21 protein-coding genes are annotated in these 16,709 nt (G+C 26.8%); 15 read left to right on the plus strand and 6 right to left on the minus strand.

Annotated features, from left to right (window positions below):
* The first annotated feature begins 99 nt into the window (after positions 1-99).
* Positions 100-423, plus strand: coding sequence for a hypothetical protein (locus tag BN1711_RS04830; RefSeq protein ID WP_050607050.1), 324 nt, complete (start codon positions 100-102; stop codon positions 421-423).
* 40 nt (positions 424-463) lie between these two features.
* Here BN1711_RS04830 and BN1711_RS04835 read toward each other — a convergent pair whose 3' ends face one another.
* Entirely contained in the window at positions 464-646 is a 183-nt protein-coding gene (locus BN1711_RS04835; RefSeq protein ID WP_050607051.1) for an aspartyl-phosphate phosphatase Spo0E family protein, read from the minus strand.
* 450 nt (positions 647-1,096) lie between these two features.
* Here BN1711_RS04835 and glpX point away from each other — a divergent pair, with 450 nt between their 5' ends.
* The 11 genes from glpX to BN1711_RS04890 all read left to right on the plus strand — a co-directional run bounded on the left by glpX (position 1,097) and on the right by BN1711_RS04890 (position 10,701).
* Positions 1,097-2,071, plus strand: a complete 975-nt coding sequence (glpX, locus tag BN1711_RS04840; protein WP_050607052.1) for a class II fructose-bisphosphatase — start codon at positions 1,097-1,099, stop codon at positions 2,069-2,071.
* Positions 2,072-2,297: 226 nt separating this feature from the next.
* Positions 2,298-2,972, plus strand: coding sequence for a TIGR04283 family arsenosugar biosynthesis glycosyltransferase (locus BN1711_RS04845; protein WP_050607053.1), 675 nt, complete (start codon positions 2,298-2,300; stop codon positions 2,970-2,972).
* Positions 2,972-3,667: a TIGR04282 family arsenosugar biosynthesis glycosyltransferase gene (locus BN1711_RS04850; RefSeq protein ID WP_050607054.1), complete on the plus strand. Its 696-nt coding sequence runs from the start codon at positions 2,972-2,974 to the stop codon at positions 3,665-3,667. The genes BN1711_RS04845 and BN1711_RS04850 overlap by 1 nt, the downstream gene beginning before the upstream one ends.
* Positions 3,645-4,643, plus strand: a complete 999-nt coding sequence (locus BN1711_RS04855; RefSeq protein ID WP_050607055.1) for a phosphotransferase — start codon at positions 3,645-3,647, stop codon at positions 4,641-4,643. Before BN1711_RS04850 ends, BN1711_RS04855 begins: the two co-directional genes overlap by 23 nt.
* The gene (locus BN1711_RS04860; protein WP_050607056.1) at positions 4,643-5,782 is read left to right on the plus strand and encodes a (Fe-S)-binding protein; all 1,140 of its coding nucleotides are present in this window, start codon (positions 4,643-4,645) and stop codon (positions 5,780-5,782) included. Before BN1711_RS04855 ends, BN1711_RS04860 begins: the two co-directional genes overlap by 1 nt.
* Positions 5,783-5,806: 24 nt before the next feature.
* Positions 5,807-6,499 carry a TVP38/TMEM64 family protein gene (locus tag BN1711_RS12900; RefSeq protein ID WP_050607057.1) on the plus strand — a complete coding sequence of 231 codons (693 nt, stop codon included), beginning with the start codon at positions 5,807-5,809 and terminating at the stop codon, positions 6,497-6,499.
* A complete protein-coding gene (locus BN1711_RS04870; protein ID WP_050607058.1) occupies positions 6,492-7,247 on the plus strand; it encodes a VTT domain-containing protein in 756 nt (251 codons plus the stop codon). The genes BN1711_RS12900 and BN1711_RS04870 overlap by 8 nt, the downstream gene beginning before the upstream one ends.
* Positions 7,248-7,483: 236 nt before the next feature.
* Complete coding sequence (locus BN1711_RS04875; protein ID WP_050607059.1) at positions 7,484-7,672, plus strand: DUF896 domain-containing protein; 189 nt, start codon at positions 7,484-7,486, stop codon at positions 7,670-7,672.
* 29 nt (positions 7,673-7,701) lie between these two features.
* Entirely contained in the window at positions 7,702-8,616 is a 915-nt protein-coding gene (hprK, locus tag BN1711_RS04880) for an HPr(Ser) kinase/phosphatase (protein WP_050607060.1), read from the plus strand.
* A gap of 5 nt (positions 8,617-8,621) precedes the next feature.
* Positions 8,622-9,173, plus strand: a complete 552-nt coding sequence (locus tag BN1711_RS04885) for a 5-formyltetrahydrofolate cyclo-ligase (RefSeq protein ID WP_050607061.1) — start codon at positions 8,622-8,624, stop codon at positions 9,171-9,173.
* Positions 9,174-9,297: 124 nt separating this feature from the next.
* Positions 9,298-10,701, plus strand: a complete 1,404-nt coding sequence (locus tag BN1711_RS04890; RefSeq protein ID WP_050608440.1) for an aminopeptidase — start codon at positions 9,298-9,300, stop codon at positions 10,699-10,701.
* A 95-nt stretch (positions 10,702-10,796) separates the two neighbouring features.
* Here the strand turns inward: BN1711_RS04890 and BN1711_RS04895 are convergent, their stop codons facing one another.
* A complete protein-coding gene (locus BN1711_RS04895; protein WP_050607062.1) occupies positions 10,797-11,636 on the minus strand; it encodes a PHP domain-containing protein in 840 nt (279 codons plus the stop codon).
* Between the two features lie 81 nt (positions 11,637-11,717).
* On the minus strand, positions 11,718-12,197 hold the full coding sequence (locus tag BN1711_RS04900) for a DUF4883 family protein (RefSeq protein WP_050607063.1): 480 nt from the start codon (positions 12,195-12,197) through the stop codon (positions 11,718-11,720).
* An 87-nt stretch (positions 12,198-12,284) separates the two neighbouring features.
* On the opposite strand from BN1711_RS04900, the gene BN1711_RS04905 reads away from it, so the two are divergent.
* On the plus strand, positions 12,285-13,109 hold the full coding sequence (locus BN1711_RS04905) for a Cof-type HAD-IIB family hydrolase (protein WP_050607064.1): 825 nt from the start codon (positions 12,285-12,287) through the stop codon (positions 13,107-13,109).
* A gap of 74 nt (positions 13,110-13,183) precedes the next feature.
* Positions 13,184-13,456: a metal-sensitive transcriptional regulator gene (locus BN1711_RS04910; protein WP_050607065.1), complete on the plus strand. Its 273-nt coding sequence runs from the start codon at positions 13,184-13,186 to the stop codon at positions 13,454-13,456.
* A gap of 27 nt (positions 13,457-13,483) precedes the next feature.
* Here the strand turns inward: BN1711_RS04910 and BN1711_RS12520 are convergent, their stop codons facing one another.
* The 3 genes from BN1711_RS12520 to BN1711_RS04920 all read right to left on the minus strand — a co-directional run bounded on the left by BN1711_RS12520 (position 13,484) and on the right by BN1711_RS04920 (position 14,952).
* Positions 13,484-13,654, minus strand: coding sequence for a hypothetical protein (locus BN1711_RS12520; RefSeq protein ID WP_163248302.1), 171 nt, complete (start codon positions 13,652-13,654; stop codon positions 13,484-13,486).
* Between the two features lie 81 nt (positions 13,655-13,735).
* On the minus strand, positions 13,736-14,179 hold the full coding sequence (locus BN1711_RS04915; protein WP_050607066.1) for a threonine/serine exporter family protein: 444 nt from the start codon (positions 14,177-14,179) through the stop codon (positions 13,736-13,738).
* A gap of 14 nt (positions 14,180-14,193) precedes the next feature.
* Complete coding sequence (locus tag BN1711_RS04920; protein WP_050607067.1) at positions 14,194-14,952, minus strand: threonine/serine exporter family protein; 759 nt, start codon at positions 14,950-14,952, stop codon at positions 14,194-14,196.
* A gap of 165 nt (positions 14,953-15,117) precedes the next feature.
* Here BN1711_RS04920 and BN1711_RS04925 point away from each other — a divergent pair, with 165 nt between their 5' ends.
* Positions 15,118-16,359: a serine hydroxymethyltransferase gene (locus BN1711_RS04925; protein ID WP_050607068.1), complete on the plus strand. Its 1,242-nt coding sequence runs from the start codon at positions 15,118-15,120 to the stop codon at positions 16,357-16,359.
* The last annotated feature ends 350 nt before the right edge of the window (positions 16,360-16,709 follow it).

Raw genomic sequence — 16,709 nt, forward strand, 5'->3', positions numbered from 1 at the left:
AAGTTAATAAGTATTTCTATCCATTAAGTTCTTTATTGTATAATTTGCAGGTAAAAATAAATAATATATATAAAATATTAAAGTTATGGGAGGATAAAAGTGGATAGAGAAGAAATAATTAATTACTTAAATGATAATGGAATAGAACATATAGATGCTATACAGTATGATGAGGAAGTAGTATGTTTAAAGTTATATTACTATTTTAATGAAGAAGGTGAAGATAAACCATATTCTATTGATAAGGCAAGAGAGAGTATGGAAGAAATTATACAAGATATAAAGGAAGAATTCAATTTGGAGGCACAGTATATGTGCTATGATGATAAAATTTGTGAAGAAGGATTTGTTGAATTTATTATAGCTTTTTATGAGAAAGGAATTATATTAGATTTAGATCATATAATAAGTAGTGTAATGTAAAAATGAGCCACAGCAAAATTAATGCTGTGGCTTTATAAAATTATAAATAATAAATATTTTTTTCATTATGTTGATATTCATATTCTACAATAAGTTTATCTAATTCTTTACTACAGTTGACTACTTTAATATTTGTTAAATCATAATAGTCCATTAACCTATATAAATATTCTTTCATATAATAAATTTTAGTGTTTAATTTTTTTAAATTTTTGTTTTCCATTTTATCAACTCCAAATGTAGTTAAAATATTTAGTAAGGACTAATCACTTACTTTATTTTAACAAATTATAGAAAAAATATCATATTTTTCGTAAGTCAACTTTATACATGTATTAACATAAATAATCAAAAGAACTGTTGATAAGTTGTGCACTACTTTGTGGACAATGTGTGTAAAGTGTGTGGAGGGAATGTGGAAAAACATGGCAAATGTTGACATATAAAGGCTATAAGTAGATGGTAAAAATTGTATTTTAAGAAAAAAATGTCGTAAAGTTTTTAATTTTTTATTTAAAATGACAAAATCATTATAGTACTTGTCATATTTTTTTCATATGATATAATATTTATTATTAAAATATATAATATACTATATATATATATGTACTATTTAAATTCTATATTAAATACAAGTTATACATATTAATTAATATTTTAGGGGGAATAATATATGCTAAATACAGATATTGCTATGGGACTTACAAGAGTAACAGAAGCAGCAGCTTTAACTTCTGCAAAACTTATGGGTAGAGGAGATAAGATGGCCGCAGATCAAGCTGCAGTAGATGGTATGCATAAAGCTTTCGAGATGCTACCTATAAAGGGAAAGGTTGTTATTGGAGAAGGCGAATTGGATGAAGCCCCAATGCTTTATATAGGAGAAGAATTAGGAATAAGACAAGACAACATGCAAGAGATGGACATAGCAGTAGATCCATTGGATGGTACTAAGCTAATAGCTAAGGGATTGGATAATGCTATATCTGTAATAGCTATGGGACCTAAAGGAAGTTTATTTCATGCACCAGACATGTATATGAAAAAAATAGCAGTAGGTAAAGAAGCTAAAGGAGCTATAGACATAAATAAATCTCCAGAAGAGAACATATTAAATGTAGCTAAGGCTCTAAATAAAGACATATCAGAACTTACAGTTATAGTACAAGAAAGAGAGAGACATGATTACATAGTACAAGCGGCTATAAAAGTGGGAGCAAGGGTAAAACTTTTTGGCGAAGGAGATGTTGCTGCAGTGCTTGCTTGTGGTTTTGAAGATACTGGTGTAGATATAATGATGGGAATAGGTGGAGCACCAGAAGGAGTAATAGCTGCAGCAGCTATAAAATGTATGGGAGGAGAAATGCAAGGACAGCTTATACCTCATACAAAAGAGGAAAAAGAAAGATGTAAGTCTATGGGAATAGAAGATGTAAATAAAATTTTAACTATAGATGATTTAGTAAAAGGTGATGACGTATATTTTGCAGCTACTGCAGTAACAGATTGTGATTTACTAAAAGGAGTACTTTATAAGAAAAACGATAAGGCTATAACTAATTCTGTAGTTATGAGATCTAAAACAGAAACTATAAGATTTGTTAATACATATCACGATTTAAAAAAGAGTAGTCTAGTTATTAAATAATAATTTAAAATATAAAATAAAGACCTCAGGTATATGAGGTCTTTATTTTATATTTTTTATATTTAATCTATTATATAATTTATTTCTATAATAAATCAAAATAACTAAAAATTATAGGTTAAATTATATCTATAATAAATAATTATACATATGAAATTATTTATTATCATGTATTATAATAAAATAGAATTCTTATATAACATTATAAATAAATTGGAGAAATGAAATGGTATCTATAATTATTCCAGTATTAAATGAAGAAAAAACTATAGAAAATTTATTGAAAAATCTACAAAGATTAAAGGGAAATAAGGAAATAATAATAGTAGATGGGGGAAGCATAGATAATACCTTTTTTATTTGCCAAAAATATGGCAAACTTTTAAAAAGTAAAAAAGGAAGATCAAATCAGATGAATGTAGGAGCTAAAGTTGCTAAAGGAGATATTTTATGGTTTGTACATTCAGATTCCATAGTTAATAAAAATAGTATAGATATTATAGAGAAAACTATAAAATTAGGTTATATAGGAGGGGGATTTAATTTATACTTTTACGATTTAGGTAGCAAATTTATGGACTATATAAGAAAAACATCTAATTTAAGGGCTAAAAAATTAAAAATTTTTTATGGAGATCAAGGGATTTTTATAAAAAAGGAAGTTTTTCAAAGAATTGAAGGATATTCTAATTTAGAAATAATGGAGGATTTAGACTTATCAATAAGACTTAGAAAGATAGGAAATATGAAATTAGTATCGTGTACTATAGGCACATCAGCTAGAAGATTTAAAAACTATGGTGAATTTAAAACTCATATTTTAATGCATAAGTTAAGAATTCTATATTTTTTAGGAGTTTCTACAAAAAAATTGAGTAGAATTTACAGGGAGGCACGATGATGAATGCGCTAATAATTATGACTAGAATTCCTGTGGCTGGAAAAACAAAAACAAGACTTATGAAGATATTAACGGGAGAACAATGTGCATCTATACATAAAAGTTTTTTAATGGATATATTAAATACTACAAATTTTATGAAAAAAAATATGGATATATATTTAACCTATAGTGATGAAGGTCCTTTTTCTATTATAGAATCACTAATTCCAGAGTATATTAAGGCGTTTCCTCAAAGTGGTAAAATCCTTGGAGAAAAAATGAGAAATGCTATAGAAAATCTATTAGATAATGGATATGATAAGGTTGTTCTTATAGGTTCTGATATACCTGAAGTTCAGCCTAATAATATAGAAAAGGCATTTGAAATATTGGATGAAAAAGATGTATGTTTTGGTCCTACTATGGATGGAGGATATTATTTGGTAGGTATGAAAAAAATGCATCCAATAGTTTTTGAAAGTGATATAAAGTGGGGAAGTAAATATGTCTTTGATAATACCATGGGAATTTTAAATAAAGCTAATTTACAAGTAGGGTTTGTAGATAAATACGAAGATATAGACACAGAAGAAGATTTAAAAAAATTAATTAATAGAATTAATAATAAAAATTATACTGTAGAACCCGAAAGAACTAAAGATTTTTTAAATAATTGGTGGAGGAAGGTCTATGTTGAAAGATACACTAAGTAAACAAATAAAGAATTATATAAGTGAAACTGATGTACGTAAACATATTTCTTTAAATAAGGATTTTAAGATTAGTTTTTTAGCACAAGGAGAATATAATATAAATTTTATAGTAGAAGATTTTGAAAATAAGTATGTATTTAGGGTTAATACTAAAAGTCAGTTGGGACTTCAAAAACAAATAGAATATGAATACAATGCTTTAAGAAGATTAGAAAAAAGTGGAGTAACATCTAAGGTTTATTATGTGGATGGTAGCAAAAAGAATTTAGAATATGGTGTTCTTATAATGCAATACCTAAAGGGAAATCCATTAAATTATAGTAAGGATTTATATAAAGCTGCAAATATATTTGGGAAAATACATTCTATAGAAACTACGAAAGAAGATTTAAAAAATTTTATAGTAGAAGATAAATTATTTTCTTCAAGAATAGAAGAAGCATCTAAGTTACTAAGTAATTTCTGGGAAAATCCATTAATAGATAAACCAACAAAAGATTTTTTCTATAAGTTTATGAATTGGTGTAAAAAAAATTCCTATAAGGAGAAATATTTCATTGAAAATCCTTTAATGGTTATAAACAACACAGAGGTTAATTCTCATAATTTTATAATTGGAGAAAAAGATTACTATTTAATAGATTGGGAAAAGCCTGTGATAAGTGATCCTTGTCAGGATCTTACTCAATTTTTAGTACCTACTACTACATTATGGAAGACGGATTACGTATTAAATCAGGAAGAAATAAACAAGTTTTTTCATACTTATGAGAAGGTATTTCCAGGGAAAAATGTACGAGAAAGAGTAGATATGTATACACCTTATATATATTTAAGGGCATTAGGATGGTGTGCATATGCTTATTTAGAATATCAAAATCCTAATAAAGAAATTAAAAATGAAGATACTTATAAAAAAATAAAGCAGTATTTAGATATAGATTTTATGAAGAAATTATTAAATAGGTGGTTTTAATGAAGAATAAAAGTTTTTTAATAAATAATAAAGTTACTAAAGAAAAGATGGAATATATAATAAACAATTGTATAGAATGTAATTTATGTGTTAAGAATTGTGAAATGCTAAAATATTTTAAGGGGAATCCAAAAAGAATTTTTACAAGTATATTGGAAGAAGGAAAAGTAAACCCTATACTTCCTTATTCATGTACTTTATGCAAAAAATGTACAGAAGTTTGTCCTAAAAATTTAAAAACAGAAGAAGTTTTTATGGATATGAGGTGTGATATAGCAAGGGAAAATAATGGACAATCTCCTTTAAAAGGACATAATGCTATTCATATACATCAAAAATGGGGATTTTCTAAGTTGTTTACTAAATATGTTAAAAATCAAGACATTACTAAGGTTAAAAGGATATTTTTCCCAGGATGTAATGTTGCAGCCTATAGTCCAGAACTAGTTATAAAAACTTATGAGCATTTAAAAAATAATTTAGATGGTACAGCAATTCTTTTAGAGTGTTGTGGTAAGCCTACAGAATCTTTAGGGGAGAAAGAAAAGTTTAACAAATTATTTTCTAAGGTGGAAAATGATATAAAAGGTACTGGAGCTATTGAGGTAATAACAGCCTGCCAAAATTGTTATACTACCATGAAAAAATATAGCAGTAATTTAAAAGTTAGGTCTTTATGGGAGGTTTTAAGGGAAATAGGATTACCTAAAGAAGCTATAGGTATAGGAAATGATAGTGATGTAGTATTTTCTATACATGATTCTTGTCCAACACGATATGAAAAAGAAATACAAGAAAGCGTTAGATGGATAGTAGATGAGCTTGGCTATAAGATTGAAGAAAAGGATGAAATAATGGATAAAACCAATTGTTGCGGTACTGGTGGAATGATACATGTTGTAAATTCAGAGATTTCTAATAAATTTATAAGGAAAGCTACAAGTGCTATTAAAGGAGATTATATTATAACTTATTGTGCAGGATGTAGAGAGTCTATGATAAAAGGTGGAGTAAAATCACTACATATATTGGAACTTATATTTGGTGAAAAAATTATGGATAAGAATAAAGCTACTAATATAAATTCTTCTTTAAAATCTTGGGGAAATAGGTTTAAGCTTAAAGGTTTAATAAAATAGTTTAAGTTAAGTGGAGGAAAATCATTGAATAAATCTAAAAAGAAATTATTAAAAAATATGTTATTGATATTTGGATTATTGTGTTTAATTATAATTTTTAAAAAATCTTCAATATTTAAAAATTATAGTGCAACTTATATCAAAGATTACATCAATAGTTATGGTGCTATAGCGCCTATTGTTTATATAATAATATTTACTTTGGTAGCCCTTGTTATAATACCTAATTCTGTGGTAGCTATAGCAGGAGGAATGGCATTTGGTATTGTAAAAGGAACATTTTATACTGTTTTAGGAGCTTTAGGAGCTGCATCTTTGGCTTTTTTTGTAGCTAGATTTTTAGGAAGGTCTGTAGTAGAAAAATTAATGAAAGGTAAAGGAAAGTTATTTGAAGATGGTATAGAAAAAAACGGATTCTTAGTTATATTAATTCTAAGACTTATACCGTTAATTCCTTTTGACATTATAAGCTATGGAGCAGGACTTTCTAAAATTAAGTTCAAAGATCTTGTATTAGGTACACTTATAGGTGTAATTCCAGGTGTGTTGGTTTTTGTGAATATAGGTGATAAATCTTTAAATATAAAATCTAAAGGATTTATTATTTCTATATTACTTTTAATTGTTTTAATAATAGTTTCATGCATATTGAAGAAAAATATATCTTTTGATAAACTTCAAAAGGATATGATAAGGAATGGGGATAATAATGGATAATAAGAAAAAGAAAAGTTTGTTAATTAAATTAGGGGTACTTCTTGGATTTATACTATTATATTTTTCATTACCGGGATTTAGAAAAAGTATAAATAATATAGCATCTATGCTAGCAAGACTTGATATTGAAGAAGTGAAAAATTACATAAAGTCTTTTGGAGGATGGGCGCCTATAATTTCAATATTGCTTATGATGTTTCAGTCTATTGCGGCTCCGCTTCCAGCCTTTGTAATTACTTTTGCTAATGCGTGGATATTTGGTTGGGCTTTTGGTGCTTTTATATCTTGGACTGGCGCTATGTTTGGTGCAGCTATGTGCTTTTATATAAGCAAGTTTTATGGAAGACCAGTAGCAGAAAAAATAATTGGTAAGAAAGCATTGAATATGACAGATAAATTTTTTAAAAAATACGGAAACTACGCTATTTTAATTGCAAGATTATTACCATTTATATCTTTTGATGCTATAAGTTATGCTGCAGGTCTTACGGAAATGTCATTTTGGTCATTTTTTTGGGCTACAGGAATAGGACAATTGCCTGCAACTATAGTATATTCAATTCTAGGGCAAAATATAGGAAAGGTAGCTAAGTTAGGATTATGGGTAGTATGTGGAGTAGCAGCTTTAATTGTTTTAGCTATAGCTGTTAAAAAGTATGTTATAGATAAAAAGAAAAAAGAAGAAAATAATATTAAGGAATCTTTAAAGGAAGAAATTATGAAAGAAACTAGTATAGAGAATAAATAGATAAATACTAAAATAATAAATTAAAATGTATATTATATTAAAATGTATATTATATTAAAATAGGGTATTACAAAATTTTATTTTGCAATACCCTATTTTAAAAGGCATGAAGAGAATAAAAATAGGCAATATTTTTATTTATTGTTTTAATTTTTATAAATATAATGTAAAATAAAATATAAAATATATATAGAAAAAATACAGCAAAAAGTAGTAAAGAGGAGTTGTAGATTTATATGGATATGAAGAAATTAATAGAAAGAATAAATGCTTTATATAAGAAAAGTAAAGAAGAGGGACTTACTGAAAAAGAAAAATTAGAACAAGATAAATTAAGAAAAGAATATATAGATATAATAAAAGGTAATGTAAAAACTCAACTTAAGGGTGTCAAATATGAAGGAAATAAAAATATAAAACATTAGTATTTTAAATAATAGTTAAGGAGGGCTATATGCATAAAGTGGTTACTGTAGGGGATTTAATAAAAGATATGAATTTAGAAGTTCTAGTTGAGGGGATGGAAAATAATAAAATAGAATTAAGTGATATAAATAGACCAGGGCTTCAGTTTTCAGGATTTTATAATTATTTTGCAAATGAAAGAGTGCAGGTAGTTGGAAAGACTGAATGGAGTTTCTTAGATGTAATGAAAAGAGAAATTAGACTTAAAAGACTTAAAAAATTTTTTGAGTTTAAAACTCCTTGTATTATAGTAACCAGAAATCTTAACCCACATAAAGAATTTATAGAATGTGCCAAGGAAAAAGGTAGATGGATTCTTAGAACCGATGAAATATCTACAAGGTTTATAAGTTCTTTAATGAGTTATTTAGATGGGAAGTTAGCACCAGAGACAAGACTTCATGGCGTGCTTTTAGATGTATATGGTATTGGTATACTGATTACAGGAGAAAGTGGTATAGGTAAGACAGAAACAGCTTTAGAGCTTATAAAAAGAGGGCACAGATTAGTAGCAGATGATGCAGTGGATATAAAAGAAATAAATAGAGTGCTTAAAGGTTCCTCACCTTACATAACTTCAGGTATGATGGAAGTTAGAGGAATGGGCATAATAAATGTGGCTGCTTTATATGGATTAAGTTCTATATTGTGTGAGAAAAATATAGATTTAGTGGTTTATTTAGAGCAGTGGAGGCCAGATAAAAATTATGATAGGTTAGGAACAGATAAACAATATATAGATATATTAAATATTCCTGTACGAAAGATAGTACTTCCTATAAGACCTGGAAGAAATTTAGCTGTTATAATAGAAGCTGCTGCAGCAAATTATAGATATAATTTAAATTCAGATCATACAGCAGTAGATATAATAAATGAAAGAATTAGTAAGGGAGATATGTAATAGAAATGGATGTTAAAAAAGCTTTAAGAAAGAAAATGAAAGGAAAAAGGGCTTTTTTAAATGAATTAGATAAATTAAATAAGGATAATATAATAAAAGATAAATTTTTAAGTAGTGATTTTTATAAAAATTCTATAGGTATATTTATATATGTAAGTTTACAAAAAGAAGTTGATACACACAGCATAATAAAACAAGCTTTAAAGGATGAAAAAAGAGTTTTTGTTCCTAAAGTTATATCTTTAAATCAGGGAATGGTGGCAGTTGAGATAAAAGATTTTTCATGTCTTAAACAGTGTGGAACATATAAAATATTAGAACCTGTAGATTTTAATAAAAAGATAAACAAAGAGGATATAGATCTAGCTGTAGTTCCAGGAATTGCTTTTGACAGAAAAGGTGGTAGGCTTGGATATGGTGGTGGTTTTTATGATAGATTTTTTGTAGGATTAAATAAAAATGTACCTAAAATAGCTCTGGCCTATGATTTTCAAATAGTAGATGATGTACCTAAAAATAATCATGATATATGCGTACACAAAATTATAACAGACTAAAATAATATATAAACACAAACTATTATGACTAATTATACATGAAGTGTGATACTATATAATATATATAATAAGACTTGTTGGGAGGTGAATAAACTTAAGTTTTTAAGTGCTTAAGTTTTGTATTATGGGAAAAGATTTAGTAAAAAAATATGAATCAGCTTGGGAGAAATATTCTAAAGATGATTTAAAGGCGGTTTTTGATTTATCAGAAAGATATAAGAAATTTATTTCTAAATGTAAAACGGAAAGACAATGTGTAAATGAATTTATAAAGCTAGCAGAAGAAAATGGTTATAGAGATTTAGAAGAAATTATAAAAAACAATGAAAAATTAAAACCAGGTGAAAAAGTTTATGCAAACAATATGGGTAAAACTTTAGCTTTATTTATTATAGGAAAAGAATCAATGGATAAAGGCTTAAAAATCTTAGGAGCTCATATAGATTCACCAAGATTAGATTTAAAACAAAACCCATTATATGAAGATACAGATCTAGCTTTATTAGATACTCATTATTATGGAGGAATAAAAAAATATCAATGGGTTACTATTCCCTTAGCTATTCATGGGGTTATAGTTAAAAAGAATGGAATTAAAATTAATATATCCATAGGAGATGAAAAGGATGATCCTGTATTTGGTATATCTGATTTATTAATTCATCTAGCAGGAAATCAAATGGATAAAAAACTATCTAAGGGTATAGAAGGAGAAGACTTAAATATACTAGTAGGCAGTATTCCTATAGAGGATAAAGATGCTAAAGATAGAGTTAAGAGAAATATATTAAAGATTTTAAATGAAAAATATAATATAAAAGAAGAAGATTTTGTATCTGCTGAACTAGAAGTAGTTCCAGCAGGAGATGCAAGGGATTATGGTTTTGATAGGAGTATGGTTATGGCTTATGGACAAGATGATAGGGTTTGTTCATATACATCTTTTGAAGCTATGATGCAATTAAAAGAGTGCGATAAAACTTGTGTTACACTTCTTGTGGATAAAGAAGAAATAGGTAGTGTAGGAGCTACTGGAATGCAGTCAAAATTCTTTGAAAATACAGTAGCTGAAATTATAAATTTATCAGAGGATAGTTATAATGACTTAAAATTAAGAAGATGTCTTACAAATTCAAAAATGTTATCATCTGATGTATCGGCAGCTTTTGATCCTAATTACCCATCTGTTATGGAAAAGAAAAATTCAGCATATTTTGGGCATGGAATTGTATTTAATAAATACACAGGTTCAAGAGGAAAAGGTGGATCCAATGATGCTAGTGCAGAGTACATGGCAGAAATAAGAGCTATTATGGATAAACATAATGTAACTTGGCAAACAGCAGAGCTTGGTAAAGTAGACCAAGGTGGTGGAGGTACTATAGCATATATACTTGCTGAATATGGTATGAATGTTATAGATTGTGGAGTGGCTCTTCTAAATATGCATGCACCATGGGAAATAGCTAGTAAAGCAGATATTTATGAAACTATGAAAGGTTACTATGCTTTTTTACAAGAAGCTTAAATTTGAAAAAATATAATTAAAAGGGAATTTAGAATCAAAGATGATTGAGTAAATTTGATTCTAAATTCCTCTTTTTATTAGCTCATGAAGTTTATTTAAAGTGAATTTATTTTTTGTAATAGTATGTTTATATTTTCTCTATCTAATGTGGTTGCACCTATTTTTAGGGGATGACTTCCATCGGTTTTAGTGATGCCATGAAAATCTGAACCACCTGTTATAATTTTATTGTATTTTGAGGCTAACTTTTTAAATTTTAAAGTATCTTCTTTCTTGTTCATATAATAAACTGCTTCTATTCCTTTAAAGGGAAGCTTTAATAGTTTTTCTATATTTATATTCTTTATTAATATAGGATGGGCAAGAACAGGTAGGGCACCGGAATGTTCTAATAGTTTTATACCATCTTCTGTAGTTAATTTTTTATTAGGAACATAGGCTTTGCAATTTGATCCTATAAGGTTTTTAAATATATATTCCCAACTATAATTATATCCGGAATCTATTATAGCCTTAGCTATATGAGGTCTTGATATAATTCCCTTAGATTCTTTAACTATTTTGTCAAAGCTTATATGTATATTGTGTATATTATACAGGTTTTTTACTATTTTTTTTGCTCTTTCTAGTCTGCATTCTTTTTTTTCCTTTTCAAATATCTTTAGTTCTTTGTTGTTATAGTTTTTATCTTTAAAGTAACCTAATACATGGACATTGCTATCATTATATACTGTAGATAATTCTATGCCAGGAATTACTTTTACATTATATTGTTCTCCATAATGTATGGCTTCTTCTAGGGACTTAGTAGTATCATGATCAGTTATAGATATTATGGGTAAATTTTCGGATTTTGCTAATTTTATGATTTCTTTTGGAGAATATTTTCCATCAGAAGCATTGGTATGAACATGAAAGTCTCCTTTTATATAAATAAAATCACCTCCTCTATTTATAGGGTTGTTTTAAGTATATTTTACAGTACATTGTAAAAAAATAAAATATTAATGTTGATTTTAATAATTTTTGAATATATAGTTACAAAGGTTAAGTAAATTGTAAGCTGCAGGTATATCATATATATATATATAATCCATAGGATACTTTCCATCAAAGGGATATATAGATATATATTTTTCATTATATATGTTTATTATGTATTTATTATCTTTAAATTTAAAAAATATTTTATAAATAGGGTTTTTAGGTAAATCTTTTGGTTTATTTATAAAGTTTTTTTTGTTTAAGAGTTTTAAAAATTTTTCTATAATTATTTTATTTTCGTTTGAAAGCTCCTTTTCTTTGAAAAAATTACTCTCCATTGCAATACATTTATAATTTTTCTCTAATGTTATATTTTTTGCTAAAATATTGGTATAATAAAAATTATTAGGTTTATTTTTATTTAATAGCTCTAAAGGTATTTGTTTAACACATCCTATTAACATAAAACAACATATTAATATAATAAAAAATGAGCTTAATAGTTTTCTCATTTAACCACCCTTATTAAAATTATTATTTATAACTAAGATTATGATTTTAACATATGATTTATTACAATATTTATTGGAGGTTTTTATATGAAATATAAATTGATAGCAATAGACATGGATGGAACTTTGTTAAATGATGAAAAGGCTATTACAGATAAAAATTTATTTATGATAAATAAGGCAAAAGAGAATAATGTAAAAATAGTAATAGCTTCAGGTAGAGTTCCTGGAGGATTAAAATTTTATGAAAATACTATAGCCAAAGGGGAATCTATGATTTGCTCTAATGGTGGCATAGTACTTGATGATAATAAGAAAACCATTTTTAACAATGGAATTCCTAAAGATAAGCTTTTTAAAATTATAGATATTTTAAGAGAAAAGAAAGATACATATTATCATTTTTATCATAATGATATAATGTGTACTGAAAAATTAGAATTTGGTTCTTGTAAGTTTTATAATTTTAATAAAAATATAGATAGAAAATATAGAATGGAAATTAGAATAGTTCCTAATAGTAAGGAATATGTAAAAAAAATAGAGGAACCTATAAGTAAGATAGTTATAATGGATGAAGATTTTAATTATTTAAAAGAGCTAGAAGAAATGATAAATAGAGTATGCTCTGTAAGTATTACAAGATCTGATTTAAATAATTTAGAAATTACTAATGAAGGTATAGATAAGGGTCAGGGTCTTAGTATATTATCAGATTATTATAAAATTCCATTAAGTGAGTGTATAGCTATTGGTAATGATGAAAATGATATAAGTATGATTAAAAAAGCAGGTATAGGAGTAGTTATGAAAAATGCTAGGGATTATGTTAAGTCTTTTGGGGATTATACAACATTAAGGGATAATAATGAAGATGGTATAGCGGAAGTAATAGAAAAGTTTATATTTTAAGGTTCGTTGAATGCAATTTAAAAGGATGTTATAATATCTTGGATGAGTATTAAATAATTTAAGGAGCTTAATCTATGAAGAAAGATAAAGAAAAAGTCAAAAGGGATATACAAACAAGATTAAGAAAAATTGAAGGACAAGTAAAAGGTATAGAAAAGATGGTAGAAGGTGAATCCTGTTGTAGGGATATACTTATACAAATAGCAGCTATACGTTCAGCTACAAGTAAAGTAGGGGGAATTATTTTAGAGAACTATGCTAAAGAATGCCTTTTAAAAAATAAAGAAGAGTTAGATGATGAATCTATTGAAAAATTAGTTTCTACTTTTACTATGTTTATGAAATAAACTAAAAGCAGCTTTTTAAGCTGCTTTTTATTTAAATAATACATTTCCAAGGGAATTTCCCAATTCATATCCACAATTAAATATAGAGTTAACTATATTTCCTCCAGTATTTAATAGTAATAAAATAAATAATGCCGTAGTTAAAAAAATAAGAGTTTTTAGTAATTTATTCTGATCTAATATTTTTTTCCATTGCATATACAATATCTCCTCCAAGTTGAAAATTTTATTAAATGATTTACTTTTATTTAAATATTTAACTAAAAAATTTTGTATTAATTAGATTTTGATAAAAAGTTTTTCTTTAAATTTAAATATAATTTTAGTTATAGAAGATATGATAACTATACCTAAGGCTATGGAACCTGCTATAGATAGTGTATTTATACCCATATTTAAAGCACCATTTACATCACCTTCTATGCATTTTTGCATAGTGTAATACATTCCTCCACCAGGCACTAATGGGATTAATCCACATATAACAAAAGTTGTTACTGGGGTTTTTAAAAGTCTAGCTAAAATTTCTGAATAAATTCCTATAGCCAAAGATGCTGCAAAAAAACTAAGTACATTGGAATAGTTTAAGTGTAAAAATATTAAATAAACAGTCCAACTTAAACTTCCACACAAAGAGGCGTAGAAAAATTTTTTCCCTCTTATGTTAAAGATTCCTGCAAATCCAAGAGTGGCTATAAAAGCATATATAGAATTTAATATCATAAATCTTATACCTCCTATAAATGAGGAAACCATAATTTAAGAATTAAGCCAGTACCAACAGCTATAGCAATCGCAATTAGGAAAGCTTCTACTGCTCGCACTGTACCTGAAATTAAATCTCCTGCTATAGTATCACGTATAGCATTTACTATTGCTATACCAGGAACTAAAATCATGATAGAACCTATTATGATTTTGTCAATATTAATATTTTTTACAAATAAAGAGCTTAATATAGTTAGGGAGGCTACTGTAACTCCTCCTAACAAATTAGTGAAAAATGTATTAACACTTAAATAATTAGAAAAATTTAATACTAATTTTAAAGCGGCACCTATAACAAAAGCAATTAAGAAATCATTGAAGTTACCACCAAATAATAAGGTGAAAAAGGATGAAATAAAGCAAGAAAATAATATTCCTAGTTTATCATTATAATTTTCTCCTTTTTTAATTAAAGCTATTTCTTCTTCCACTTCATTAATAGATAAATTATAGGCTTTTATACTTCTAGATAAATTATTGATTTTATCAATTTTATCAAGATCTACAGTTCTATATTTAATTCTTCTGGACAAAGAAACAGGTTTTCCTGAATCATCGGTGGCAGATATCATTATTACAGTAGGAGTTACGTAATTATCCGAATCCTTAATATTATAAGTACTACAAATTTTAGACATGGTTTCTTCTGCTCTATAGGTTTCCCCGCCATTTTCTAGTATTACTTTTCCTGCCTCTAGGGCTACTCGTATAATTTTATTAACTTCCATATTATCACCGCTACTTTAAATTTTAAATAACCAAAAGTATTATAACATTAAATTTACCAATATTAAATATAAATTTGTTATGTTTATAACAGATTTATATTTGATATTGAATAATTATATTTTTAAACGTATAATTTATTATAAGATTTTTTTAGGAGTGATGATATGGATTTTAAAAGCTTAAGAAAAAACGATGAATCTGTATTTAATATCATTAAGAGAGAAGAGGAAAGACAAGAAAATAATATAGAACTTATTGCATCAGAAAACTTTACTAGCGAGTCAGTTATGGAGGCTATGGGTTCACTACTAACTAATAAATATGCAGAGGGATATCCTTCTAAAAGATATTATGGCGGATGTTATATAGTAGATGAAATAGAAAATCTAGCAATAGAAAGATTAAAAAAATTATTTAAAGCAGAACATGCAAATGTTCAACCTCATTCAGGATCACAAGCTAATATGGCAGTTTATATGTCAGTGTTAGAACCAGGTGATACTATACTCGGAATGGATTTGTCACATGGAGGACACTTAACACATGGAAGTCCTGTTAATTTCTCTGGTAAGCTGTATAAATTTCAGTCTTATGGTATAGATAAGAAAACAGAAAAAATTGACTATGAAATATTAAGAAACATAGCTTTAAGTGTAAAACCTAAAATGATAGTTTCTGGAGCTAGTGCCTATCCAAGAATAATAGATTTTAAAACTATAAGAGAAATATGTGATGAAGTAGGAGCTTATATGATGGTAGATATGGCACATATTGCAGGAATTGTAGCTGTTGGATCTCATCCATCACCAGTACCTTATGCAGACTTTGTAACAACTACTACTCATAAAACTTTAAGAGGTCCTAGGGGCGGTGCTATATTGTGTAAAGAAAAGTATAAAAAAGCAATAGATAAGAGTGTATTTCCCGGAATGCAAGGTGGTCCACTTATGCACATAATAGCTGCTAAGGCAGTATGTTTTGGAGAGGCACTTAAAGATGATTTTAAAGAATATATAAAACAAGTATTAATCAATGCTAAAGTGTTATCAGAAGAATTAATGAAATATAATTTTAAACTAATATCAAATGGTACAGATACTCACTTGATATTAATAGATTTAACTAACAAAAATATAACAGGAAAAGATGCAGAAAAACTTTTAGATTCTGTAGGTATTACTGTAAATAAAAATACTATACCATTTGAAACTTTAAGTCCTTTTATAACTAGTGGAATAAGAATAGGAACTCCTGCCGTAACTACTAGAGGATTTAAAACAGAAGAAATGAAGAAGATAGCATACTTCATAAATTATGTTATAGATCATAGAGAAGAGGACCTTTCAAAAATAAAAGAAGAAGTAATTAATTTATGCAGAAAATATAGCCTTTACAATGAGATATAATTTTTATTTAAAGTAAATAGCTAAGTTAAAAATGCAATAAAAATTCTAATGCGATCTTATAAGGAAAAAAACAAGTATAAGCTCGCATTGTTATAATATATGCAAAGAAAGCAAAAAAAAGTAGGAAAATCGTACTTTTATGGGGAAATAATAGGTAGACAAATTTCAAATTATTATGTAAAATAATAATGATGTTGTGAAAACGTTTTTAAAACATTTGTAAGATAAAATGTTGACAATTAAAATTAAATGGTGGATATTATTGTTATTTTTAAAAAAATAATAATATTTTGCATCTTTTAGAAGGAATTTTAAATAAAATATAGAATAGTAAAATATAGGTCAGTGTA

The sequence above is a fragment of the Clostridium niameyense genome (assembly GCF_001243045.1).
GTDB lineage: Bacteria > Bacillota > Clostridia > Clostridiales > Clostridiaceae > Clostridium_F > Clostridium_F niameyense.